Here is a 24,156-nt window from a genome sequence, read left to right on the forward strand (position 1 = left end):
CCACCCCGCCGGCACGGCCCATACACGAGGGATCATGGTGACTGAAACGTTTCCGTGGGAACAGATCGGCGAGTCCCATCGCCGGCGCTACATGCTGGACTACAGCTTCGAGGAACTGGCGGCGCTGTTTCGAGATTGGGGTTACAAGGACGCCCACGCCAAAACCGTCTTTTCGGGCCTGCACCGTAAATGCTATCGCTCGGCGGACGAGTTTCGTCCGGGGCTTTTGCCGAAAACGCTGATCGCCCGCATGAAGTCACCGGAAGCCCCGCCGTTCGAGGTTTTTCGCAGCATTCAAGCCTTTCCCAGCGGAGACGGATCGGTCAAGTACCTGTACGAACTCCAAGAAGGCGGCCGGATCGAAAGCGTCTACATGCCATTCGAAAACCGCACGACCTTTTGCATCAGCTCACAGATGGGCTGCGCTCTGGGTTGCACCTTCTGCGCAACGGGTGCAATGGGATTCCGTAAACACCTGACGCCAGGAGAGATTCTCGGCCAGGTGCTGCACATGCGCCGCAGCCATCCCGACCCGCCGGGCCAGACCTACCGAACCAACGTGGTCTTCATGGGCATGGGGGAACCCCTTCACAACCTGAACAACGTCATGCACGCCTTCGACAGCCTCACCGATCCCCACGGCCTGGTGCTCTCGCAACGAGACGTGTCGGTTTCCACCTCGGGCCTGGTTCCCAAAATTCAACAACTGGCCGGCTTCGATCGGCGACCCCAGCTCATGGTCAGCATCGCCGCTACGTCGGACGAAGCCCGATCGAACATCATGCCGGTCAACCGGGCCTATCCGCTGGCGAGGCTGCTCGCGACCCTGGAGCGATATCCGCTCCGAAAGAACGAGCGCATCATGTTGAGTTACGTGTTGATCGCGGGCGTCAACGACAGCCGCGACGATGCCGACCGCCTGATCGCCATGGGCCGCCGCTTCCCGAGCATGATCAACCTGATCCCGCTCAACGAGCACGAATCGAGCCCGGACCTGAACGAGCCGGAGGAGGCCCGACTACAATGGTTCTTCAATTACTTGAACGAACACGGGGCCTTTGCCACCATTCGGCGTAGCCGAGGTCGCGATGTGGCAGCCGCCTGTGGCCAGCTGTCGAACCAGCAATTGGCGGTGTGAGTTTTCGATGCGCCTCAAAAAAGTAGTCCGTCCCGAGAAACGGCGGTGAGGTGGGACGGCGGATTCGGCGCCAAAGGGTTCAGGTTTCTTTCAGGCCGACGTTCACTTCAAAAGGACCAAAGTCGGTATTGAAGGGAATGGCGATACAGGGAATCCCCTTACGCGCGATAGCATGGCCTTTTCCCAGAATGATGTTGGGCAGCGAAATGGTGACGTTCTTACCCATGGCGACCAGGGCTCGGCGTGCATCGCCGACGATGATGTTCCCCATCTCCCCAATGGCGTCTTGGACGTTCTGATCCACTTCGGTGCATTCTTCCATCAACAGATTGCTGGCGACTTTGCAGGCCAGTTCCTTCGGCATGGACACGATTATCGAACCTTCCACCTCTCCGGTCAGGGAAACGATGCTGGAAATGTCGTAGGTGGTGATCAGATCCTGTTTCAGCGAAAGGTTATCCCGCGTGGCAGTGATCTGAGCCATCATCTCGAGAGACTTCAGCGTCGATTCGATGAAAGGGTTGATGTATTCGACTTTCATAGGCGCCAACTTCCTTCGACAAGGATTTTACCAGGCCACAAAAGGCCTACACTCAAGTGTCTTCGAGTATCTTGGGATTTCCTAACTTTAACATAACCGGTTGGCGGGGAACCAACAATGATTACAAATTTTTGTAATTCAGACAGCTTGTCGATCCCCGCCCCAATTCACTTTAGAAATGCGAAACACGCCTGAAATCAAACCATTTCGAGCATCAGTCGACCGGGCTCTTCCAGGTAGCGCTTGACTTCCTGGGCGAAGGTGGCGCCCACGTCGCCGTCGACCACGCGGTGGTCGAACGATAGCGAGATGTTCATCATTTTGCGAACGACGATCTGGCCGTCCCGCACCACCGCTCGATCCTGGAGATTGTGGATTCCCAGGATACCGACCTCGGGATGATTGATGATCGGGGTGGCCAACAAGCCGCCCAACCGTCCCAGCGAGGTGATGGTGAAGGTGCCGCCGGTGATGTCGTCCATCGTCGAGCGAAGGTTGCGCGCACGGTCGGTGACTTCGACCATTTCGCCCGCCATCTCGAGAATCGACTTGCGATCGGCCTGCTTGATGACGGGAACGGTCAAACCGTTGGGCGTGGCCGTGGCGATCCCCAGGTTGATGTAGTGCTTGTACACGATTTCGCCGGCTTCCTCGTCGATCGAGCTGTTCATGATCGGGAACTTGCGAATGGCGAGCACGATGGCCTTGGCGATGAAGGGCAGGAAGGTCAGCTTGATGCCCCGCTCGGCGGCCTCGCCCTTGAGCTCGTTGCGAAGCGCGACCAGTTTGTCCATCTCCACCTCGTCCACGTAGGTGAAATGCGGGATATGGCGCTTGGACTTGGCCATTTGCGAAAAGATGGCCTTGCGCAGACCGCGGATCCGCTCGCGCGTTTCGCCCTCGCCGGCGGGAATCGAGACCGGCGCCGGGGCGGCGACCACGGGTGCCGGGGCAGCGGGAGCGGCGGCCGGTGCGGCCGAGGCCTGCGGTTGGGCCGCAGCGGGCGCTGCCACCTGAACCGGGGGAGCCGCGGCAACGCGCTCTACGTCGGCGCGGGTGATGCGGTGATTGGGGCCGGTGCCCCGGACCCGCGTCAAATCGATGCCCTGCTGGGCGGCCATGCGACGAACCGCGGGGGTCGCCAGCGGTGTACCGAACGCACTGATCGACGGATTGTCGCCGGGTTCCACTTCGCTCGCGGCGACGGTCACCGGTGCGGCAGCGGTCGCCGGTACGGCAGCGGTCGTCGATGCGGCGGCGGATTGCGGCGAAGTCGAAATTGCAGCCTCGCCACCTTCGGCCGTCTCCAGCGTCATGATGGTTTGGCCTACCTCGATGATGTCGCCGGTGATTCCTTCCAGCGCCACGACGCGGCCGTCGACCGGCGCGGTGATTTCGACCGTCGCCTTGTCGGTGAGCACGGCCACGACGGGTTGGTCATGGGTCACGAAGTCGCCCACCCGCACGTGCCAGTCGACGATTTCCCCTTCCATGACGCCTTCGCCGATTTCCGGCAGTGGAAATTCGAACAATGCGCCCTGTCCCCCCGTGGGCTTCGGCGTTTGTGCCAATGCGGCGTTTTTGGGTGCGGCCGGTTCGGCCGCCGTATCCTGTTCCCCTTCGGGATGGTAGGTCACCAGGGTGGCGCCCACTTCCACCAAATCGCCCGAGCCACCATTCAACGATGCAATGGTCCCGGAAAATGATGAGGTGATCTCGACCGTCGCCTTGTCCGTCAAAATGGCCACGATCGGCTGGTCGTGGTGGACCGTATCACCGACGGCCACGTGCCAATCGACGATCTCGCCCTCGATGACCCCTTCGCCAATTTCGGGCAACTTGAAATCAACAGCCATGTATTTCTCCTTCTCCTTCAACCCAATCTGAAACACCCAATTCGCCCGATGATCGCGGGTCGCCCGGATGGCGACCTAGACGGCAAAGGGCCCGGTCATGGCAGGTTCCCGGTCGCCGCGCAGGGCCAGGGCCTTCTGCCGCGCCAGGTGGTTGGCCAGGAAATATTCGCCGGCCTTGTAGGAGGATCGAACCAGCGGCCCGGCGGCCACGTAGAGGAAACCCATCGCGCGCGCTTCCTCCGCCAAATCCTCGAAACGCTCGGGTGCCACGTACTCGACCACTTCGAGGTGTTTGCGCGACGGACGCAGGTACTGCCCCATCGTCACGACATCCACCCCGATGCGCCGCATGTCGCGCATCGCTTCCAGGATTTCTTCGCGGGTCTCCCCCAGACCCAACATCAAACTGGACTTGGTGATGCGTTCCGGTTCGCGGTCCTTGACCCAAGCCAGCACGTCCAACGACTGATCGTAGCCGGCGCGCGGATCGCGCACGGAGGGCGTCAGGCGCCGCACGGTTTCGAGATTGTGGGCGAAGACATCCGGCCGCGCATCGGCGACGGTGGCGATGTGCTCTCGATTCCCGCGGTAATCCGAGGTCAATACCTCGATCAGACAATCCGGTTTCGCGTCTTGGATGGCGCGAATGACATCGGCGAATTGGCCCGCCCCGCCGTCGGGCAAATCGTCGCGATCGACGCAGGTGACGACCACGTAGTTGAGGTCCATGGCCACCACGGTGTCCGCCGAGTTCTTGGCCTCCTGCGGATCCAACCAGCCTCGCGGGTTCCCCGACTTGACGTTGCAGAACCGGCAGCCGCGCGTACAGGTATCGCCCAGAATCATGAGCGTGGCGGTGCCTTCGCTCCAGCACTCGCCCATGTTCGGGCAACGCGCTTCCTCACATACGGTGAACAGCTTCTTGTCCCGCAGGCGGCTCTTGATTTCGTGAACCTTGTCGCCGCCGGGCACCTTCATTCGCAGCCATTCCGGCTTTTTCTTGGAAACAATCCGCATACAACCTCCGCGTTCGATTCGCGCCGACGATCAACGTCGCCGTGCGATCAGGTCGGAACCTCCGGCGATTTTCTGTCCCTCGCGAACCACGATCTCGCATTCGGCCGGCAAAAAGATATCCACGCGCGACCCGAACCGGATCAAGCCGAACCGCTCACCGCGAGTCACCTGATCGGCTTCGCGCGACCAACACACGATTCTTCTCGCGATCAGACCGGCGATCTGGATGACTTCCATGACAAAGTCACCATCGCGGATGATCACCTTGTTCTGTTCGTTGAGTGTGGAAGCCTCTTCCTTGTAGGCGGCCAGGAACTTACCGCGCGTGTGCTCGACCTTCTCGACCCGGCCGGCGATGGGGCAGCGGTTGATGTGTACATTGAAGATGTTGAGAAACACCGAAATCATCTGGCGGCCGTCCTCGAGTCGGCGCACGGTAACCACTTTGCCATCGGCAGGCGACACGATGCCGTCGGAATCCTCCGGAATCTGCCGGTAGGGATTTCTGAAGAAGTAGGCCACGTACAGGCCGAGTACCGCGAGCAGGACGGCGGCCACAAACCACTTCAATGCAAAAAAAACAAAAGCCAGGATCAAGGGCGGAAATAAAAAGATCCAGCCTTCCTTGGCGATCAATTCTTGGTGTTTTTTGGCCAAACGAATCCTCGATTTCTTGTTGATGAGCAACTTATCATAGCCCAAAGGTCTAACGATGTCATCATTGTAGCCCCGCCGTCAAGACCGGTGCGAAGTGCCCGCCGGCCAACGCGACCCGCGCCTCTTTTCCGCGCCAGAACCTGCTGGGCCAAAAGACCTTTTGAATCGTATACTCAACACCGAACAATCAAATTCCCAAGCACCGCCGGCGATCCCTCACTTCGAGGTCGCCCTGCGGATCCGCAATTCGGTTTTCGCCAACGGGGTCGCACGGGAGTATCACGGGAGTATCCATGTCACGAACGGCCCGATCTGTCCGCCGATGGCTCTATCCGCTATTGGTCATCGCGTTTCTCGTCCGCATCGATGTTTGGTTTTGGGACGACCCCTCGCTCTTCCTCGGGTTGCCGATCGGCCTGACTTACCACGCCCTCTATACACTGTTGCTGATCGCGCTGCTGGCGGCGTTGGTCCGTTTCGCGTGGCCCTTTCCGGAAGCGGGACACGATTCGCCGGAATCGGATCGAGGTGCCCTGTGATCATCGCGGTATTGTTGGGCTACATCGCGCTCGTCCTGGCGGTGGGCGGCCTGAGTCACCGGGGCTTCAAACGAACCGGCGAGCATTTCTTCGTCGCGGGACGCAGCATCGGCCCTTTCGTCCTGCTGATGTCCCTTTTCGGCACCCACATGACGGCCTTCGCGCTTCTGGGCGCTTCGGGCGAGGCCTATCGCGAAGGTATCGGCGTCTTCGCGTTGATGGCTTCGTCCTCGGCCCTCGTCGTGCCCGCCATTTTCTTTTTCGTCGGAACCCGACTTTGGCAATTGGGCAAACGGCACGGGTATCTCACCCAGATCCAATATTTTCGCGACCGATGGCAGTCCAACGGCCTAGGCCTGCTCATGTTCGCGGTACTCGTCGGACTGCTGGTGCCCTACCTGTTGATCGGAGTCATGGGCGCCGGGCTGACCTTCGAACAGATCACCGACGGCCAGATCCCCTATTGGGCCGGCTGCCTCACCGTATGTGTGGTGGTGTTTCTGTACGTGACCTACGGCGGCATGCGCGGGACGGCTTGGGTCAACACCTTTCAGACGTTGGTCTTCATGTCGCTGGGCGCCCTGACCACGATCGTGATCTTCTCGAAGATGGGCGGCGTGGGCGCCGTCCTGGAACAGGTCTCCGAGAGCCAACCCCAGCTTCTGGTGCGCGGCGACCACATCTCGCCCACCCTTCTGCTGACCTACGCCCTGATCCCCGTTTCGGCAGGCATGTTCCCCCATTTGTTCACCCACTGGCTGACGGCCGAAAAGGTGGAGAACTTCAAGTTCTCGATCGTGTTCTACCCGCTCTGTATCCTGATGGTCTGGATTCCCAGCGTGCTGTTGGGCATCGCCGGCACGGTCGCCTTCCCCGATCTCCAGGGACCGGCCGCGAACGGGGTCCTGATCAAGATGGTGGAACTCTACGCACCGGGGCTGCTGGGCGGCCTCCTGGCCGCAGGTGTCTTCGCGGCCATCATGTCCTCGTTGGATTCGCAAACCCTGGCCCTGGGCAACATGTTCACCCAGGACATCGTGCGCCACTATCGGCTCGGCGGCGACATGGATCCGGCCAAACAGGTCTGGTGGGGCAGGATCTTCGTCTGCCTCATTCTGGCCACGACCTTCGGCCTTTCGTTGGTCATGCCGCGCAGCATCTTCAAACTGGGGATCTGGTCGTTTACCGGATTCGCCGGATTGTTCCCCATCGTCCTGGCCGCGTTGTATTGGAAACGAAGTACCAAATGGGGTGCATTCGCGGCGGTCCTGGCCGTGCTCGTGTCGTGGACATATTTTTTCGCCGGGGGAAGCAAGACCATCGGAACCACCGACATCATGGCGGTCACCGCGGTCATGGCCCTTTCGGCCGTCGCCATGGTCGTCGGATCCCTGGCCAGTCGACCACCGGACAACCTGGACAAGTTCTTTTGAGAAACGGGCGCCTTGGGCATCACGACCCCGAGCCGGATCCCAACCCCGGAAGAAAGCGAGGCTTGTGTGCCATGCGCGCCACCCACTCCGGGTTACGGGCCAGTACGGATTCCTCGTCGCGAATCCGAACCCGAAGTACCAATGCGTTGATCAGGGAGAGGAACGCCGCGGAGAAATAGAGCTTGAAAATCAGCGGAACGCACAACAGCTCCAGGACGACCACCAAATAGTTAGGATGGCGGATGAAGCGATAGGGTCCGTTGTCGACGATCGGATAGGTGTCCCCGAAGACCACGCGAACGTTCCAACTGCGGCCCATGGTGCGAAGAGTCCAGAATCGCAACGCCAGAGCCAGCCCGGTCAACACCAGCGCGATCCAGGAAACGGGCCCGCCGAAACCGGGACGGCGCAGGATCAGCTCCAGGGGCAACAGCGCGAACATGGATAAGTGCAGCAGCACCATGAACGGAAACACCCGTTCAGTGAGCATGTGCCGCTCGTGCACGACGTGGTGCCGCCAATTGCGCTTCGAAATCACCAGCTCACCCAGGCGAAGGAGGGCGATGACGCCCAGAAACCCCAGATAAGCCTTCGCTTCCGGGGTCAACTCAGGCACGTTGTTTCAGTTCCTCGGCCGTTTTCGTCACCCAGGCCTCGATGAGCTGATCGCCGGTGGGCACTTCGACCGTTCGGCGCGACTCCACGGTGACGATCTTGAAGCCGTCCAGCACCACCGCCTCTCCGCTCTCGGGACAGGTGTCGGGAGCGGCCAGGTAGAATTCCCGCATCAACCGCGCGAAGGTCTCCACGGTGTAGTACTGCTGAAGCTCCACCATTCTGAGCGGATCGGGCAGGTCCACATGGGCCAGCTCGGGCATGCGTTTCTGCACCATTTCGCGACCCAGCGGGGTGAGCGACGCGGTTTCGTCGATCAGCATGCCTTCTTCCAGTCGGTCGGCCAGCGATTCGATGGCGTTTTGGTCACTGAACTGGAACCCGAAAAACTCTTCCAAGGCAAAGCTTGTCTCGATCATGTCGAGCGAGTCGAGACCGGCTTCCTTGATGAGCGGAATGTTGTGGGGAATGGATTGATCCTTGTCGGTATTGTCGCGAATGATCGCTTCAACCCGTTCGGCGAGTGCCGCGAGTTCAGGCACGTTCCGCATGGCGAACCTCGAAAACAGATGTGGATTTGGCCCAGCATAGCAGTCCATCCACGCCAATCCAAGCCCTAGCCGCGGATTGTAGCTACCCCATGGCAGCGCATTCTTGCCGCGGAAAACGCCAAAGTACGCAAGAAAACATGTCGCCCGACCGTTCTGCCATGAAGTTGCTTGGGAGGAGTCTTAATCGCAGGCACTTACGGGTCGGCTCACGACGGCTCCGCACCTCGTAGACAACCTATTCGGTCTTTCGAGGGAACAGTTGGGAATTGTCTTGGCGCTGATGCAAAACGGCGACGACGACAATCTCTCCCATTTCGATTTGATAGTACAGAGTCGCCGCCCAGGCCGGGGGCCCGGGTTTCAGGTGGGTAACTAATCGAAGCGAATCGTTTGGGAGTTCCCGCATTTGTGAGAGGGGCGTCGTTGCAGTAAGTTGGCCCGCCGGGCCGACATTTTTCGACGAACTCCCTGCACATCCGCCTTTTTAGGTTTTTATCTTTATCTTCGAGCTTTACAGAGTTTGTTACATAAGAGCGTAGGGAAACTGCTTGATCAATGCACGTCGGTATTTACCCAAACAAACGGGGAAAACTTCCCGATGCTCCCGAATCAACTGGACCGCATCATCAATTCGCTCGCAGAATTGTCGACCTAGCGTTTCTTGCTTTCGTTCGTAATACCGGGCAGCGTCCAAGATATCGATCTCTGCCCTTTTTCGGATTCGGACTCGAACGGTCAAAGTTCGTTCGCGATGCGTTCTTTCACTATCACCCAATCCTGGCCTGGATCAGGAGATGAAGCCCATTCTCGTTCGCGAGCGGCCAGTTCGGAGCCGTGCCATTCTGGAATGGGTAAACGTTCTGGCTCCGCTGCAATCTCATCCCAAAGATCTTGTACGACACGCACCTTTTCGGAAAGGGAAAGTAGATTGAATTCACTGTGAATCGACATAGGAGATCTCCGACCCCGCCTGAAAGAACCTAAAGAATCCTGCTCTGAAACACCATTTTATCAGGTCGACAGGCAATAACCCAGCGGGCTTCTCCATCGGGGATTGGTTCACTATCCGAATTGAGCACTCTACAATGAATGTTCAAGCCGGGTTGCTTTCCAAGAGGTCGGCCACCCAATCGAGATGCCTATGAGCGCCCAAATATTGGCGGGCGGCGAGGCTGAAGGGGGCGCAACTTGCTATCTTTTGGGCGAGTCGATCACGAATGGCTTTCCGCTCGGCCGAGCCTCGTGGAAGTGCCTCGAAGAAACTCACGTAGTTAGCGATTTCGTCGTGGAGTTGCTCCCTTTTGCTGTTGAAGTCCGGGTGGTCGAGGTTGAGGAGAATCTTGCTCTCCTCGACACGTTTTTGCGCAATGGGATCGTTTGCGGAATCAGGATGAATCACCGGGCGGCCGTCGGGCAGGAAGGCGATCAACCGACAGTCGTCCTCGTTGCAGGGATCGAGGATAATCGGGCGTTCGTGCACGATGGATCGGATACCGGTTGCCTTCTTCGATGGATCGAGCAGGGGGAAATGATCACCCTTCCCACCGGAACAGCCGTGTTCCGGGTTGTGCTTGGGGCTATTCGCGAACGGACAGGCGAGGCGATAGTTGTCGGCTTTGAAAGTGAGAAACCAGTAGTCGCATTTCGGGCGAAAGTGATCGATCGTCAAAGAAGCGCCAACCAGCTCGGCTTCGGTATACCAACACTTGTTCCCGAGTTCCGCGGTAAAGAGGTCTTTGAGGGGCGACCATTTGGCCGGCCCGTTTTTTTCGACGTAGTCCTTCCGCTTCTTCGCTGATATCTCAGTGAGGTGCTTGTGTGCCTTTGCCAATCGTATCTTTGCCGCCTTTCCGTCCTGGCAGGCAAAGATGGTGTTGAGTAGGTCGTCGATGGGGACGTGTCTCATCCGCCGCCTCGTCCCGCTTCGTGGCGACTACGCAGGAAAGCGACGTAGTCGGGATCGCGCTCACTAATGCCGGATTGCAGAATCTCGAGATCGGCATTCAGCTCCTTGAGGCGTTGCTTGTCATCCTCGGTCAACGTCTCCTTGAGACTGAGACGCAGGCGTTCGTCCATAAGGGCTTGGGTCTTCTTGTCGAGACTGGAAGGCAGGCCGAAAAATTCGCTACTGCAAAGCAGGTTGGCGACACCTTGCCCGCGCGGGTGTCGGTAAGGATGATCGAAGGTGACGTGGTCGATTCCGTTTCCATGGGCCAGGAAAATCTGCTCCCGCACGAGGCCGGAAATGACCACCGGGTCGTGGGTCGCCATGAGGACGGTGGAATGGCTTTTCTGGAATGCGTTGAAGGCTTCGTCGAGCAGCTCGGGATACTCCCAGGACCATTGGGGATTGAGATGGGTATCCGGTTCATCCAGGAGAATGAGATTGTCCCGTTGGTTGGTGAGCCGGATGGCACCGATCACGGCGATCAGTTGCTTTTCGCCTTCGCTGAGTTGGTCGAAGTCGAAGATTTGCCGGTTTGCTTCTCCGACCAGATCGAAGGTCACGCTTTTGAGCATGCCGCGGGCGGCGAGGTGTTCGAGGGAGAGGTAGAGGTTGTCATGGCCGCGTTCCAACCTGAGAGCCAGTTTCCAGAGACGTTGCTCCGGGTTCATGTTCTCCTCGTAGGTGTAGGTGCGGGTTTCCGTGAACGCGTACCCCGCAATCGCTCCGTCATCGACGATGGGCCGTTTCACCTTGTGGCTTTCCACCAGGTCGGCGGTTTCGGCCAGAGCCGAAATGACCCTTCCCACTTTGCCGGTGGTGCCCCAAAGAATCGGCTCGTCTTTCTCCGGATCGAAGCCTTTGGGCGACTGGAGAACGATTTTGATGTTGCACGCACCGGCAATGTCGAGCCGTTCGAAGAAGTCGACGTGACGATGGGCGATGAGGGCCAGCAGAATGTGGCGGGCTTGTTGGTTGGTGGAGAGCACGAACAGCGGGCGGTAGTTGTCGCGTCCGGGTTCCCGAACGAGGCTACGAAAGCTGGCGGTGTAGCGCTTGAGTAGGCGGGCGACGCGCGCGCAGTCGCCCGAGTAGTAGGCGAAAGTGGTTTCCGGGTAAAAGACTTGCGCTTCGCCGTCCCGCAGGCGACGGGTGAAGTGTTTGAGGGGCACTTCCCGGTCATCGACAATGGAACGCAGGCAACCTTCCGTAGCGGAAAGTACGATGTGCCGCCTCTGAGCTTCATATTCGAGGCGAAAGTCGAAGGGCGGTGTCTTGTTGAGGTAGGTATCGAGCAGAATGTGGAGAATGGCCTCGATCAGATTGGACTTGCCGCTGCCGTTGCCGCCGATGAAGGTGTTGAGGAGAAAGGCCCGCTCGAAGTGGATCTCGCAGTTGCGCAGGTTCTTGAAGCGATCGATCCATAGGCGGAGCAGCTTCATCGGCTAGGCACGCACTTTTGGAGATGGTGCACCGGCGGCGGTGAGTTCGGCGACGAGGGCTTCGAGCAGGTTCTTGGCGGTGGCGCGAGAGGCGGCGAGCTGGGATTCCAACTGGTCCACTAAGGTCATCAGTTCGCCCACCTTGGCCACGATTCGGTGTTGTTCGGCGAGAGGTGGAATGGGAATTAGCATTGTCTCTATTCCTCCAACTCTCAGATGCTTAACGGTTGCTCCTACGGGCTTATCTTGGACACGATTCATCATACATGGAGCTTGAATTGTCAGTAGTATGAATTTCCCATGTATAAAGCCTGGATCTAGTCGAATAAGCATCATCCTTTGTCCCATACAAAGGCGAGCGCCTTCGGGAATGATACAAGCTTCCCCCATTGGCGCTTCGCGTGTAATTAGTATGTCACCAGATTCCGGATAAACTCTCGACGCCCACCGCTTGTAAACTGCCTCGGTTACGAACTTGGGGTCCTTATAATTAAGCTGCCCGTCTCTGATGTTCGTTGTCCTGATCAATGGAATCCCGTCATTTGAATAAGGTGCGGTCTTGTTGTGGCAATCGACTACGAGAATACTTGATTCCATCAAAGTTGCCCACGCCCACCCCTTGGGGAGTTTTTTTAAATTAGGTGGCCGTCTTTGCTTCGCCTGTTTTTTTAACTGAACCTTGGACTCCGAGGGATTGGGGTATCCCTTCTCTAGAAGATTAACTCTGTGATTTTTAAGATCCTTGAGTAGTGTCGCTGCAGGTTCATCTTTTGGGTCTTGGGGAACGACTTTCCCCTGGACGGCGAGGGCGAGGATGGATTTGCGGAGATCGGCGGGATCGATGTCATAGGACTTGTGGAAGAGGAGTTGAAGATTCGCCGGGGTCGGGGCGTCGGAAAAACGGGCCAGGGCGGCGCGAGCAAGCGCGGCATGTCGCGTATCGCGTTCCTGCTGCTGCGCCTCCAGCCGATCACACAAAGCCATCAACTCATCTACCTTCACCACAATCCGCTTCTGCTCGGCGAGAGGTGGGAGAGGGAAAGGCTTGCAAGCAAAGTAGCCGATCGGAACCCGTTTTTGACCTGCCGAACCAGTCATATGAGGAATTCCCTCAAGTAGAAACTGCGGCGATCTCAGATAAATCCAAACATAATAGGGATTAATAACAGGAGCAAATGGGCGTGCTACGTGGAGTTCTGTCGTTCCAGCTCCAATACCATTCTTAAATCCATTGATCACAGCAGACTTGCCGTTCTGAAAACAGGGAGTGATTTTCGCCATAACGATGTCCCCATCTGCAAGATGTGTAAATCCCTTTTTCAGCTCTGACCAAGGTCGGATATCTCCCTTAAGTTTGCCTCCATACGACTGCGGAATAGCTGGCATGGGGAGAAATGAAGCTAGGGTCGAATCGACTGCAGAATTGCGTGGCCTGATTTCTGTAATTTCTTGGAGTGTTGTCAGGGTCCAATTTTTTGGAATATCCAAACGATCAAAATCGGCAATAGGCTGGATCACGCGTAGCTTCCGGAGCTTCTTTTCACCAGCCAATTTCTCCCGGATAGCGGAAGCTGTTGAAACAAGCTCAGCCCCCTCTCCCTCGTTTGGATTTTGTGGCACCAATTTACCTTGGACGGCCAAACCAAGCACCAACTCCCGCATTTTCGCCACGGCACCTGGCGCATCCGCGAACTGGTCAAACTTTTCAAAGAAGGTTTCGAGCTTCATTTGGAAGCTCCGGCGGTGGCGTTGAGCGCGATTTCGAGCTCCTGTTTCAGCATGGCTCGCGTTTCGGCGATCTGTTCAAGCAGCTTTTCGTATTCGGGCAGGAGGTCTTCGACCTTGCCGGGGCCCTTGTCGACCTTGTGCGGATTTTTGAGGTCGAGGTTGTAGTTCCCAGCTTTGATCTCCTCGATGCTGACACGCCAGGCCTGCTCGGTTTCTTTGCGCGAGCTGTAGCGACCATTTTGGTCGGGCTCGCCCCACCATTTCTTCTCGGGCTCGAACTCTTCGATACGGATGGGTTTGCTCTTGTTGTAACTCTTGGCGCCCGCGGGGTAGGGGTGCTCGTAATACCAGATTTCCTTGGTCGGTCGGCCCTTGGTGAAGAAGAGCAGGTTGGTTTTGATGCCGGTGTAGGGATTGAAGACTCCGTTGGGCAGGCGGACGATGGTATGCAGGTCGCACTCGCCGAGAAGCTTTTCCTTGATGCGGGTCTTGACACCTTCACCGAAAAGAGTTCCGTCGGGCAGCACGATGCCGGCGCGGCCGCCAGGCTTGAGCACGCGCATGATGAGGACGAGGAAAAGGTCGGCAGTCTCGCGCGTGCGGAACTCGCTGGGAAAGTTGGCCTCGATGCCGTCTTCCTCCATGCCGCCGAAGGGCGGGTTGGTGACGATGCAGTCCACGTATTCGCGGGGCTTCCAGTCGGTGAGCGGACGCGCGAGGGTGTTGCCGTGACGGACGCTGGAGGGCACGTCGATGCCGTGCAGCATGAGATTGGTCATGCATAGCACGTGCGGTAAGTGTTTCTTTTCGATGCCGGAAAAGCAATCCTGAATGATGGCCATATCCTTGTCGGTTTTGGCCTGGTCGCGCAGATGATCGATGGCACAGGTAAGAAAGCCGCCAGTGCCGCAGGCCGGGTCGAAAATCGTTTCGCCGAGGCGCGGGTCGACCTGCTCGACGATGAACCGGGTGACCGCACGCGGCGTGTAAAACTCACCCGCATTGCCGGCGGACTGGAGATCTTTGAGGATTTTTTCGTAGATGTCGCCGAACATGTGGCGGTCGTCGGAAGCATTGAAGTCGATGCCGTTGATTTTGTTGATGACCTGGCGCATGAGGGTGCCGTTCTTCATGTAATTGTTGGCATCCTCGAAGGCCATGCGAATCAACCCGGAGATCTGATCCTGGCCGGCGGTCATGTTCCGGAGCGTACGCAGCAATTCGTTGTTGACAAAATCGAGCAAGGCTTCGCCGGTGATGCCTTCTTCGTCGGCGGCCCAGTTGCGCCAGCGGTGATGTTCCTCCAGTGGAGATCGGTAGTCGTCGTCGAAGAGTTCGAGCTGAGACTCTCGATCGTCGAAAATTTTGAGGAAAAAGAGCCAGGCCATCTGTTCGATGCGTTGGGCGTCACCGTAGGTTCCGGCGTCCTTACGCATGATGTCCTGGATAGATTTGACGAGATTGGCGATGTTGGGCATGAGTCAGTGCTTCCTAAGCTGCATTAGTGTAAAGGGCATTTTCAAGATCACGGATGGCGGTGCGATATTCCGCTTTTCCGCCAAAGAGGTTGACGATTTCGATGGGGGTGCCGAAGCCGCGGAGGGGATCGACCGTAAGAATCTCCATCGATTGCACGGTCTGAATACCGTTGTCGGCGTATTTGTCGAGCAGAGCCCCAAGCACGGCTCGAGCCTGTTCGCCATACTTGCCGAAGAGGCTTCGTTTCTTGACGTTGTCGGCGCGTTCCCGGCGGGTGAGCGGTGGCTGGTCGTAGGCGATGTGGCAGATGAGGTCGAAGGGATCGTAGTCGCGCCCGACCTGTTGGGCCAACTCCTCGAGAAAGAGTCCCTGTTCGGCCAGCTCCTCGAGAATGACTCTCTTCTTGTCGGCGGCATTCCAGGTTTGAAGGAAGTCGCTCAAGGTGGCGAAAGACTTGTGGACCGCCTTGCGAGAGTAATCCGTGAGCGACTCGGTGATGAGGCGACCCTCCGCATTGAGGTACTGGACACGCTCGGTGGCGATGTGAACTGGGACATCGTCGACATAGTAGCGCATGGGCCTGACGGGTCCTTCCTCACCGGGGCCGTAGGGCGGCGGCTCGGGCTCTCCGAGCACGCTGTCGTCGATCTCTTCCGTCTCGGGCTCGTTGAAATCGTCAGGGGGAACGACCGACTCGTCTTCCTCCGGCTCATAGATCTGGACGGGATCTCCATCGAAATCGGGATCGGCAAAAAGTGCGGTGGCGCGCCTGAAGTCCATGATGGTGAAGAAGAGCTTGCCGTAGTCCTCGTTGATGCGGGTTCCGCGACCGATGATCTGTTTAAACTCGGTCATGCTTTTGATTTCCTTGTCGAGCACGATGAGGTGGCAGGTCTGGGCATCCACGCCGGTGGACATGAGTCGCGAGGTAGTGGCAATGACCGGGTAGGTGGATTCGGGGTCAATAAAGTTATCGAGCTGATCCTTGCCCACCTTGTTATCGCCGGTGATGCGCATGACGTATTTGCTGTTCTCGCCCGCAAGATCGGGATTGGCGTTGACCAGTGCCTGACGCATGCGCTCGGCGTGATCGATGTTCTCACAGAAAACGATGGTCTTGGCATAGCGATTGGTGGCCTCGAGGAATTCGGTAATTCTCGCCGCGACCAACTCGGTGCGCTTTTTGAGGACCAGATTGCGATCCATGTCGCGCAGGTTGTATTCGCGATCTTCAATCTCGAAGCCGTATTTATCGAGCTTCCCGATTTCAGGACGCCAGCCGTCGAGATCCTTGTCGAGACCAATGCGAATCACTTTGTAGGGCGCGAGGAAGCCATCGTTGATGCCCTGACGGAGAGAGTAGGTGTAAATCGGCTCGCCGAAGTAATGGATGTTGGAGACGTCTTTGGTCTCCTTGGGTGTGGCGGTGAGCCCGATCTGGGTAGCGGAGGAGAAATATTCGAGGACTTGGCGCCACGCGGCGTCATCGGCGGCGCTGCCGCGGTGACACTCGTCGACAATGATCAAGTCGAAAAAAGTGGGTGAAAACTGCTTGTAGATGTTGAGGGCGTCCTCGGAGCCCGTTACCGCTTGATAGAGGCTAAGGTAGATTTCGTAGGACTTGTCGACGATACGGTTGGTGATCTTTGTCATCGCCTGGCCGAAGGGTTTGAAGTCGTTGGTCTTGGTCTGATCGGCAAGGATATTTCGGTCGACAAGGAAAAGAATCCGTTTCTTGGTGCCGGACTTCCAAAGGCGCCAAATGATCTGAAAGGCGGTAAAGGTCTTCCCTGTGCCGGTAGCCATGACCAGAAGGAGGCGATCCCTACCGCGCGCGATGGCGTCGACGGTACGGTTGATGGCATTGATCTGATAGTACCGGGGTTTCTTGCCGCTGCCATCGTCGTAATAATCGAAGGTGGCGACGGCCTCCTGCCGCTGGCTGTAACCCTTGGCGGCATTGCAGCGTTGCCAGAGTTCGTCGGGGCTTGGAAATTGGTCCAGGGGAATCTCGCGTTCGACGGGATCCGCGCCCGGCAGGCGATTGTGTTCTAGGAAGGCGTCGCCGTTGGAGCTATAGACGAAGGGGAGATCGAGGATTTCGGCGTATTCGAGGGCTTGCTGCATGCCATCCCCGACGGAATGATGGTTGTCTTTGACCTCGATCACGGCGAGAGGGATGTTCAGTTTGTAGTAGAGAACGTAATCGGCTCTCTTCTTTTTGCCGCGACGGCAGGTCTGACCGCGGACGATGACTCGGCCATCCGTGAAGTAGTGCTCCTCCTTTAGCTGGTTCATGAGATCCCAGGAGCCCTGTTTGTCCTTGTCGAGGGCAGGCGTGATGAACTTGGTGCGAATATCGGCTTCGGTCAGTTGCTTTTTATCGATCATTCGCGAGCCCTCAAATAGATTGGCACCCAGGAGCACATCCGAGAAGGTCGGCAGGCTACAAAATGTCCTACATTTCATCTTAATTCTACTATGGAATCAATGTAGCAGGTCCCTGCAAACCCTCCAAGTTCAAATAATTGCTTCCTCGTGCATGTACCTGGATCGAGCGGTTCTTGCCGGCACAATGCTCAAAAGGTAGGACCAAAAACGATCCAGGCACGGCTTGGCGACAAACGATGACCGTGTATTTGGTGAACGGTTCCTCGGATGGTCGAATGTCACGGCCACAGCGTCAATCCAGCCCCATAAACGGCAAAAAGTAGCTCTTTCATGAATCGACGTGTTCCCGCGTTCGTCCAAACCCACCACCCTGGTGATACAATGATTCGAGGAGGACAACCATGACAGGCGGTCGAAAGCGCCCAGCGGGTGAATCAAGCGATGAGTTACAAAATGTGTATAACGAAGACGGAGTCGATCTCACTTTGATTCGCTGGATGTTGTCACTTTCTCTCGAGGAACGTCTGCAGGTACTCCAGGACCACGTAAATTCCATTCAGATGATGCGCCGTGAACTTACCATCAGCGCATAGAGCCAGCGGTTTGAAATCAACGGGCTACAAACCACAAAGCGTGCCCCAACGACGACCCCGAAGAAGCAAAAAACAGCAGGCGCTCTATCTGGGTGATCTTCGCTAGAACGGCAGTCCCATAAACGACAAAAGCCCCAAAAGGGGCTCGTGGCTGCATGTTGCGATGATCGCGGGATGTGAATGGTCGGGGCGAGAGGATTTGAACCTCCGACTTCCTGCTCCCGAAGCAGGCGCGCTACCAGGCTGCGCTACGCCCCGACTCGGCTCTTTCGAAATCGAATGTCAGTCCGACTTCGAGGAACGGGCGCCAGTTTAAAACAGATCTCCGGCCGCAGACAAGCAAAAAATGAACGGCGCACGCCTTTTTCCCGGGTGCCGCCGGAGCGGGGATCGGCAAACCGCCGGGCCGCGATGCCTCCCTGCGGACGTCGCCTTCATCGACGATTGATCCGCGGCAACATTTGCGTCATAGTTGAACCAATTCTCGAACATAACCCAACGCAACTTTTTCACGGTGGCCTTCGGGTGCCCACACCCGAACACAGGTTCTCGAACAACCTTCACAGGAGCACGCCATGAAATGGTCTTCGCTTTTCCCTATCGCCCTATGCACCCTGCTTTCCACCACCCTCTGGGCCGGTGAGTGGGTGGTCCCCTGGCTTTCCAATCGCGACGGCGAGTGGTCGTCCGCCATCACCATCAACAATCACGGCACCGAACCCGTCACCTATTCACTCCATGCCGTCCGCGCCAATGGCGAAAGCCAGACCATCGACGGGTTGTCAATCGGCGCCCAGGGCCAGGTCATTCTCGACGCCGCCGACACCTTCGACCAATTGGGTTCGGGCGGTGGGTTCGCGCTATTCGTCTCCTCCAGCAGCGATTCGCTCTCGATCGGGGCCAAGGTCGCCTCCCTCAACACGGCAAGCCAGGATTCGCCCGCGCTGGCGGGCGCCATCAACGCCAAAAACGCCTACACCCGACTCGTGTTCCCCAGCATGCCCTACGCGTTCGGCGCCAACAGCGCCGCGGTCCTGGTCAACATGGGCGACGAACCGATCGACGTGGTGCTGCAACTCTTCGGCACCCAGGGGCTCCTGCTCACCTCCGCCCCCATCACCCTGCAACCGCGCACGCCCTCTCCCCAGCTCATGGCGCTGGTGTTCCCCGAACTGGTCGACGACACCTACATCGTGGTAGATACCCAGGCGCCGTTGATCGGTGCGGCATTCAACTTCAACGCCCAAAACGAACCGTCGCTCATGAACGCCGAGCCGGTGCCCACCGCCGACCTGGACGAATTGACCCCCCTTCTGATGGCGATGGATACCGCCGGTACGCTGGCCTCCGGTTACGGTGACTCCACCGAGGTGGTGCTGGGCAAGAACACGCCATCACCGGCCGTCGACAAACGCGAAGACTGTCCCGCCATCACCCGTGAATTCAATCCCACCCAGGAAGAATCGTTTCTCACCGCCACGCTCGACTACGGCACCGGATGCACCTCCATGTTCGGGGTGTTTCACAGCGGTTCCGTCAGCCTGACCCTGTCGCGCGAGGGCTCGCTCACCGCGGGCTGGATGAGCGGGATGCTCGGCTTCGACGAGTTCGTGACCCGCTACCAGGGTGAGAATTTTTCCATCGACGGTCAGGTGCGCGCCGAGGGCAGTACGGCCACCCGGAACTTCACCTTGGCCGGTGACTGGCGTGCCGAAGCCGACAGCGATCGTTACGGCGTCTACGGCCAAGTCGACGCGGAAGTCTTTCTCAGCGCCAACTGGCGCGACAACATGTTCGAGGTGTACGGCTCCTACCAGACCGACATCACCAACAGCGGCTACCAGTACAGCATCTCGGGAGAGGTCCCACAAAACGATCCGCTTCAATTCGACTTCGCCACCTGTATCTGGCCGATCGACGGCACCGTGACATTTACCGTCACTTCGGGATACAGCTACTCGGGCTCGATCGATTTCGGGACCGGTGATTGCCAGACCGCGGTCGTCACGGTCGCGGGCCAGAGCCAGACCCTGGATTTGAGCGGCATTTACTGATTCGTGAAGAGCCGGCCCGCGAGGCCGGCTGCCTCACCACCGCAGCTTCAGCCGATCACCGAGGCCGCGCCGGTCCCATCCAAAGCCTCGTCCGGCTGGACGGTGGGCGCCGGCAGGCTGATCACGAACGTGGCCCCGTGGCCAGGACCGTCGCTGTAGGCGTGAATGGTGCCGCCCATGTCTTCGATCGAACCACGACAAAAATGCAGGCCGAAGCCGTGACCGTACTTCTTGGTGGTGAAGCCGTGCTGGAAAAGGCTCTTCATGTTCTCCTTGTTGATGCCCTCGCCCGAATCCGCCACCTTCAGGACAATCCAGCCATCCTCGACCGCCAATTCGAGGTAGAGGTTCTTCTCGGAGGGCGGTGAGTTCTCCATCGCCTCGATGGCGTTTTTCAACAGATTGATCAACACGTGCAGGAACGAAGCGATCGCCAGACGGATGCGCGGAACCGGCTTGAAACGCCGGTGAATGCGAATGTCGTGTTTGTTCAGCGATTCCATTTGGATCTTGAGCGCATCTTCGACCAGCTTGGAGAGATCCTCCTCGGCCACCCGTTGATTGTTCTTCGCGTGAGTCTGTTGGGTCTCGATGACGTCGCGCATCAGGTGGATCTTGTCGTTGATCTCGCGGACGAGCCGTTGCATCTCGCGAAAATCCTTGTCGATCACGCCGCCCACACGGGTCAGGTACTCCGGCAACTTGGTGCCCTTGGCGTCCTTGGTCAAAAAGTCCAGGAGGTTCTCGCTGTGATCGGTGAGCATCGCAAAGGCGCGCGCCAACTGGGGAAGCCGGCTGCGCGAGACGAATTCCTGAATCGTGTTGCCGGTGACATTGACGCTGTTCAACACGTTGGCGATGTTGTGCAGCACGCCGGTTGCGAACTCGGCGCGACCGACGGCATGGGCCTGCGCGAGTGACGCTTCCTGGGCCTTCTGCAACTCCAGTTCGGCCTCCTTGCGCTGGGTGATGTCGGTATTGGAACCGGACAACCGCAGGATCTGCCCTTTCTCGTTGAAGACCGCGGCTCCGCGAACGAAGAACCAAATGATCTGGCCGTTCTTGTGGAACATGCGGTGTTCGCCTTCGTAGACCGGTGACTGGCCCCGCAACTGGGTGGAAAGACGACGCAACAGGCCCTTGCGATCTTCGGGATGAATCAACTTGAGCCAGTCCTTGAGGTTGTTGGAAATCTCGTGATCGCTGAAGCCCAGCATCGCCTTGAGGTTGGGCGCCACGTACAGCCACCAGGAACCGACCTTCCAGTCCCAGATGCCCACCTTTCCGGCGGCGACCGCCCGAGCGTAGCGCTCTTCGCTCATGCGCAAATTGCGGGCACGCACTTCGACCTTGTATTCGAGCTTGCGGTTGAAGGACTCGATCTCCTCGAACAGGAAGTAGTTGGTGATCACGATCCCGGCTTGATCGGTGATCAATTGCAGCACGCGCTCGTTCTCCTCGGAGAAGGCGCCGATGTCCGGATGGGAGAGGTTCAGAACGCCCAGGGTGTTGCCACGCCCCTTGATCGGCAGGCAGAGCAGCGATTGGATGCGCCGCGATACCTTGGACTCGATGTGCACGAAGATGGAACTCTTGCTGACGTCTTCGATCAACAGGGAGGTGCCGTGTTCGGCAACCCAACCCGCGGCTCCCTCACCAACCTTCATCTTGCGCTGACGCGCGCTGGCGGGCGGAAAGTACTTGGGCTTGCTGTTCTCCTGGCCGCGCGCGGCCACCAGGACCAGGAAACGCTCGTCGGGATCGATGAGCCAGAGCGAACAGTTCTCGGCGGTGGTTTCGTCGATGATCAGGTCGACGATTTCGGTGCAGATCCGCTGCTTGTCGTGGCTCCAACTGATGGAATCGGATATGCGCTTGATGATGGAAAACTCTTTGACTTTGTCCACAAAGGCCGCATTGGAGGTGGCGAGCGCCTCGGCATAGGCATCCCGCTCTTTCATCAACTTTTGAATTTGCTCCTGAAGGGCCTCTTGGTTACTCATAACTCACCCAGATACAAAGGCTTCCAACTCTTCTCTGCGTTTTTCGAGATCGGCCAGAGCGGGTTCCAGCACGCGATCGGTCAACCCGTAGCGATCGCGTGCCAACGGATCCAACTCGACCTCCACATCGTCTCCGCCCGAGCCCAAATGAATTTTGCGACAGCCGTAATCGGCGGCCTGAACCAGAGCGCACAGGGGCCGGTGCTGATTTTCGGCAGCGGGAATGTCGTGATGATGGCGAATCGCGGCGACCACGGGTGCGGGGAACTGCCACTTTCGCGCGAGGTAATAGCCGGCCTCGGTATGGTCCATTTCGAGAATGCGCCGTTCGGCATGCCCGATCCATAGCTGCTCCGCTTGAACCAAACGGGCGACTTCCAAGTATTCTTCGTGGAAATAGTTGTCGAAAACGACCTTCCCCAAGTCGTGCAACAGGCCGGAAAGGAACACGGTATCCGAATCCAAATGAGGCAGAAGCTTCAATTTTTTCGCGAGCGTTTTGGCGAGGGTGGCGACCCCCAACGAATGAAGCCAAAACCGCCTGCGATCGAACCCCTCGGCACTGGGTTTGGTATTGGTGTGGAACACGGACACACCCATGGCGATCGTCTTGACCATGGGAAATCCCAAAATGACCGCCGCGTGGTTGATCGAGGAAATGTTGCGCACCTTGCCGTAAAAGGCCGAATTGACCAAACGCAATATCAACGAACTGATGGATTGATCTTTGGACAACACCTTTCCCAACGTCGTCGCATTCGCGTTCGCGCTGTCGGCGACCTGAATGATGCGGTGAATGATCGTAGGCAAGGTCGGCAGGTTGTTGATCTTCTGAATGAAAATCCGCCGTTCAACTCGTTCCATAGAAAGGGTGTTTCATCCTTGTTGGCTGCTATTTCCCAACCAACATCATAAACCATCCCCCACCCGAAAATGGGAGAAAAAGGAAGACCGGTCCCCCTCGGGAAGTCGCGCCAACCGTGCATGAAACGGTCGCCACGATACATTCGGAACGAAGGAGATCGGGACCCGACCCCGGCGGACGACGTCCGATCAGGCCTATGATGCTTGGCGTATCGTTGCCTGTCCGATCGGCCGATCGAGCCCATGACTTTACCAATGCACCGTAAACGCGGCGCTACGAGGACATTCGGTGTCTCGCGATTGTGGGAACGGTGGCGCTCCAGACTCGCAATCGGGTCACTGGCACGCCCGGCTCGTGCGGAGCGTCAGACGGGCACAAGCCAACAGCCACATCGCTTCATTTCCCCGCGGCAAAAACACCCCAGCCCGGCGGGCTCACCGCAAAAGTGGCAGGTCGCGACCGTTCAGAAAAGACGCGACCCCCAGCTCTTGGAAACGGCGCAAAACCGGGCTTGACAAATCATGACACATCTCTAAAATCCAGTGGGTTTCTTGCATTTTCCCCGGATTGCGCCCTTCGGTCCTCACCCCGACAGATTCATTTTTTCCCCGCATGATCGCATGAACGGAAAAACAAATCGGTTGGCTTTCAATAGGGCTATACTGGAGACATTCTTCCCGGAGGTAATCCACCATGCCCGACCTTCACAAGCGGGACTTCCATGCGGACCCCTTCCAGCAATTTCAGTTGTGGTTCGAAGAGGCTGCGGAAAAAGGCCAACCCATGCCCGAAGCGATGGGTTTGGGTACGGTCGACAGTTCGGGCCAGCCCGAAGTCCGCATGTTGCTCCTAAAGGGAATGAACATGTCCAGTTTCTTTTTCTACACCAACTACGAGAGCCGAAAAGCTCAGGACATCGTCAACAACCCCAATATTTCGATGATGTTCTGGTGGGAAACGGTGCGCCGCCAGGTCCGCGTTTCGGGCAAGGCGGAAAAAGCGAGTCGGGAGATTTCGGAAGAATATTTCAGATCCCGTCCACGCGACAGCCAACTCGGCGCCTGGACTTCTCCCCAAAGCAAGGAAATACCGGGACGCACCTATCTCACGAAAAAATTCAGCGAAATGGAGCGCCGTTTCGAAGGTGAAGACATTCCCTGCCCTCCCTTCTGGGGCGGATACCGCGTCATTCCCAACCGCTTCGAATTCTGGCAGGAAAACCAACACCGGGTTCACGACCGCTTCGAATACCTCCAAACGGATACAGGTTGGCGCATCCGTCGTCTCGGCCCCTGACCTTCAGGGCGAA

At 57.9% G+C, this 24,156-nt stretch carries 20 protein-coding genes and 1 tRNA gene; 5 read left to right on the forward strand and 16 right to left on the reverse strand.

Annotated elements, in window-relative coordinates; genetic code table 11:
• The first annotated feature begins 34 nt into the window (after positions 1–34).
• Positions 35–1,138 (forward strand): dual-specificity RNA methyltransferase RlmN, encoded by a 1,104-nt coding sequence (gene rlmN / locus J3U87_RS12125; RefSeq protein ID WP_237383301.1) that lies wholly within the window; start codon positions 35–37, stop codon positions 1,136–1,138.
• Positions 1,139–1,217: 79 nt separating this feature from the next.
• Here the strand turns inward: rlmN and J3U87_RS12130 are convergent, their stop codons facing one another.
• From J3U87_RS12130 to J3U87_RS12145, 4 genes are all read right to left on the reverse strand, one after another.
• The gene (locus tag J3U87_RS12130) at positions 1,218–1,679 is read right to left on the reverse strand and encodes a chemotaxis protein CheX (protein ID WP_237383302.1); all 462 of its coding nucleotides are present in this window, start codon (positions 1,677–1,679) and stop codon (positions 1,218–1,220) included.
• Between the two features lie 197 nt (positions 1,680–1,876).
• A complete protein-coding gene (locus J3U87_RS12135; protein WP_237383303.1) occupies positions 1,877–3,535 on the reverse strand; it encodes a 2-oxo acid dehydrogenase subunit E2 in 1,659 nt (552 codons plus the stop codon).
• 75 nt (positions 3,536–3,610) lie between these two features.
• The gene (gene lipA, locus J3U87_RS12140; protein ID WP_237383304.1) at positions 3,611–4,552 is read right to left on the reverse strand and encodes a lipoyl synthase; all 942 of its coding nucleotides are present in this window, start codon (positions 4,550–4,552) and stop codon (positions 3,611–3,613) included.
• Positions 4,553–4,582: 30 nt separating this feature from the next.
• A complete protein-coding gene (locus J3U87_RS12145) occupies positions 4,583–5,209 on the reverse strand; it encodes a phosphatidylserine decarboxylase family protein (RefSeq protein WP_237383305.1) in 627 nt (208 codons plus the stop codon).
• Positions 5,210–5,502: 293 nt separating this feature from the next.
• Between J3U87_RS12145 and J3U87_RS12150 the strand changes: the two genes are divergently transcribed.
• The gene (locus J3U87_RS12150) at positions 5,503–5,748 is read left to right on the forward strand and encodes a hypothetical protein (protein WP_237383306.1); all 246 of its coding nucleotides are present in this window, start codon (positions 5,503–5,505) and stop codon (positions 5,746–5,748) included.
• A complete protein-coding gene (locus tag J3U87_RS12155) occupies positions 5,745–7,181 on the forward strand; it encodes a sodium:solute symporter family protein (RefSeq protein WP_237383307.1) in 1,437 nt (478 codons plus the stop codon). Before J3U87_RS12150 ends, J3U87_RS12155 begins: the two co-directional genes overlap by 4 nt.
• A gap of 19 nt (positions 7,182–7,200) precedes the next feature.
• Here the strand turns inward: J3U87_RS12155 and J3U87_RS12160 are convergent, their stop codons facing one another.
• The 9 genes from J3U87_RS12160 to J3U87_RS12200 form a co-directional block, all read right to left on the reverse strand.
• Positions 7,201–7,797, reverse strand: a complete 597-nt coding sequence (locus J3U87_RS12160) for an isoprenylcysteine carboxylmethyltransferase family protein (RefSeq protein ID WP_237383308.1) — start codon at positions 7,795–7,797, stop codon at positions 7,201–7,203.
• Positions 7,790–8,347, reverse strand: coding sequence for an acyl carrier protein (locus J3U87_RS12165; protein WP_237383309.1), 558 nt, complete (start codon positions 8,345–8,347; stop codon positions 7,790–7,792). Before J3U87_RS12165 ends, J3U87_RS12160 begins: the two co-directional genes overlap by 8 nt.
• A 735-nt stretch (positions 8,348–9,082) precedes the next feature.
• Complete coding sequence (locus J3U87_RS12170; protein WP_237383310.1) at positions 9,083–9,298, reverse strand: addiction module protein; 216 nt, start codon at positions 9,296–9,298, stop codon at positions 9,083–9,085.
• 142 nt (positions 9,299–9,440) lie between these two features.
• Positions 9,441–10,253 (reverse strand): HNH endonuclease family protein, encoded by an 813-nt coding sequence (locus J3U87_RS12175; protein WP_237383311.1) that lies wholly within the window; start codon positions 10,251–10,253, stop codon positions 9,441–9,443.
• On the reverse strand, positions 10,250–11,734 hold the full coding sequence (locus J3U87_RS12180; RefSeq protein ID WP_237383312.1) for an AAA family ATPase: 1,485 nt from the start codon (positions 11,732–11,734) through the stop codon (positions 10,250–10,252). Before J3U87_RS12180 ends, J3U87_RS12175 begins: the two co-directional genes overlap by 4 nt.
• 3 nt (positions 11,735–11,737) lie before the next feature.
• On the reverse strand, positions 11,738–13,462 hold the full coding sequence (locus J3U87_RS12185) for a restriction endonuclease subunit S (RefSeq protein ID WP_237383313.1): 1,725 nt from the start codon (positions 13,460–13,462) through the stop codon (positions 11,738–11,740).
• The gene (locus J3U87_RS12190) at positions 13,459–14,940 is read right to left on the reverse strand and encodes a type I restriction-modification system subunit M (RefSeq protein ID WP_237383314.1); all 1,482 of its coding nucleotides are present in this window, start codon (positions 14,938–14,940) and stop codon (positions 13,459–13,461) included. The genes J3U87_RS12185 and J3U87_RS12190 overlap by 4 nt, the downstream gene beginning before the upstream one ends.
• Before the next feature lie 13 nt (positions 14,941–14,953).
• The gene (hsdR, locus tag J3U87_RS12195) at positions 14,954–17,329 is read right to left on the reverse strand and encodes an EcoAI/FtnUII family type I restriction enzme subunit R (protein ID WP_420038300.1); all 2,376 of its coding nucleotides are present in this window, start codon (positions 17,327–17,329) and stop codon (positions 14,954–14,956) included.
• Between the two features lie 777 nt (positions 17,330–18,106).
• A tRNA-Pro gene (locus J3U87_RS12200) sits at positions 18,107–18,183 on the reverse strand.
• A gap of 317 nt (positions 18,184–18,500) precedes the next feature.
• Here J3U87_RS12200 and J3U87_RS12205 point away from each other — a divergent pair.
• Positions 18,501–19,979, forward strand: coding sequence for a hypothetical protein (locus J3U87_RS12205; protein WP_237383316.1), 1,479 nt, complete (start codon positions 18,501–18,503; stop codon positions 19,977–19,979).
• 47 nt (positions 19,980–20,026) lie between these two features.
• Here the strand turns inward: J3U87_RS12205 and J3U87_RS12210 are convergent, their stop codons facing one another.
• From J3U87_RS12210 to J3U87_RS12220, 3 genes are all read right to left on the reverse strand, one after another.
• Positions 20,027–21,982, reverse strand: a complete 1,956-nt coding sequence (locus J3U87_RS12210) for an ATP-binding protein (protein ID WP_237383317.1) — start codon at positions 21,980–21,982, stop codon at positions 20,027–20,029.
• A 3-nt stretch (positions 21,983–21,985) separates the two neighbouring features.
• Positions 21,986–22,846 carry an HDOD domain-containing protein gene (locus J3U87_RS12215; RefSeq protein WP_237383318.1) on the reverse strand — a complete coding sequence of 287 codons (861 nt, stop codon included), beginning with the start codon at positions 22,844–22,846 and terminating at the stop codon, positions 21,986–21,988.
• A gap of 435 nt (positions 22,847–23,281) precedes the next feature.
• On the reverse strand, positions 23,282–23,542 hold the full coding sequence (locus J3U87_RS12220; protein WP_237383319.1) for a hypothetical protein: 261 nt from the start codon (positions 23,540–23,542) through the stop codon (positions 23,282–23,284).
• Between J3U87_RS12220 and pdxH the strand changes: the two genes are divergently transcribed.
• Complete coding sequence (gene pdxH, locus J3U87_RS12225) at positions 23,541–24,143, forward strand: pyridoxamine 5'-phosphate oxidase (protein WP_237383320.1); 603 nt, start codon at positions 23,541–23,543, stop codon at positions 24,141–24,143. The two genes, J3U87_RS12220 and pdxH, sit on opposite strands and share 2 nt — an antisense overlap.
• Positions 24,144–24,156 lie beyond the last annotated feature (13 nt).

The organism is Sulfidibacter corallicola (genome assembly GCF_017498545.1).
Taxonomy (GTDB): Bacteria; Acidobacteriota; Holophagae; order Acanthopleuribacterales; family Acanthopleuribacteraceae; genus Sulfidibacter; species Sulfidibacter corallicola.

Coding starts and splice junctions, on each gene's coding strand:
- rlmN (WP_237383301.1), top strand. CDS start 35: ATGGTGACTGAAACGTTTCCGTGGGAACAGATCGGCGAGTCCCATCGC.
- J3U87_RS12130 (WP_237383302.1), bottom strand. CDS start 1,679: ATGAAAGTCGAATACATCAACCCTTTCATCGAATCGACGCTGAAGTCT.
- J3U87_RS12135 (WP_237383303.1), bottom strand. CDS start 3,535: ATGGCTGTTGATTTCAAGTTGCCCGAAATTGGCGAAGGGGTCATCGAG.
- lipA (WP_237383304.1), bottom strand. CDS start 4,552: ATGCGGATTGTTTCCAAGAAAAAGCCGGAATGGCTGCGAATGAAGGTG.
- J3U87_RS12150 (WP_237383306.1), top strand. CDS start 5,503: ATGTCACGAACGGCCCGATCTGTCCGCCGATGGCTCTATCCGCTATTG.
- J3U87_RS12165 (WP_237383309.1), bottom strand. CDS start 8,347: ATGCGGAACGTGCCTGAACTCGCGGCACTCGCCGAACGGGTTGAAGCG.
- J3U87_RS12170 (WP_237383310.1), bottom strand. CDS start 9,298: ATGTCGATTCACAGTGAATTCAATCTACTTTCCCTTTCCGAAAAGGTG.
- J3U87_RS12175 (WP_237383311.1), bottom strand. CDS start 10,253: ATGAGACACGTCCCCATCGACGACCTACTCAACACCATCTTTGCCTGC.
- J3U87_RS12180 (WP_237383312.1), bottom strand. CDS start 11,734: ATGAAGCTGCTCCGCCTATGGATCGATCGCTTCAAGAACCTGCGCAAC.
- J3U87_RS12185 (WP_237383313.1), bottom strand. CDS start 13,462: ATGAAGCTCGAAACCTTCTTTGAAAAGTTTGACCAGTTCGCGGATGCG.
- J3U87_RS12190 (WP_237383314.1), bottom strand. CDS start 14,940: ATGCCCAACATCGCCAATCTCGTCAAATCTATCCAGGACATCATGCGT.
- J3U87_RS12205 (WP_237383316.1), top strand. CDS start 18,501: ATGAAATGGTCTTCGCTTTTCCCTATCGCCCTATGCACCCTGCTTTCC.
- J3U87_RS12210 (WP_237383317.1), bottom strand. CDS start 21,982: ATGAGTAACCAAGAGGCCCTTCAGGAGCAAATTCAAAAGTTGATGAAA.
- J3U87_RS12215 (WP_237383318.1), bottom strand. CDS start 22,846: ATGGAACGAGTTGAACGGCGGATTTTCATTCAGAAGATCAACAACCTG.
- pdxH (WP_237383320.1), top strand. CDS start 23,541: ATGCCCGACCTTCACAAGCGGGACTTCCATGCGGACCCCTTCCAGCAA.
- J3U87_RS12220 (WP_237383319.1), bottom strand. CDS start 23,542: ATGGTGGATTACCTCCGGGAAGAATGTCTCCAGTATAGCCCTATTGAA.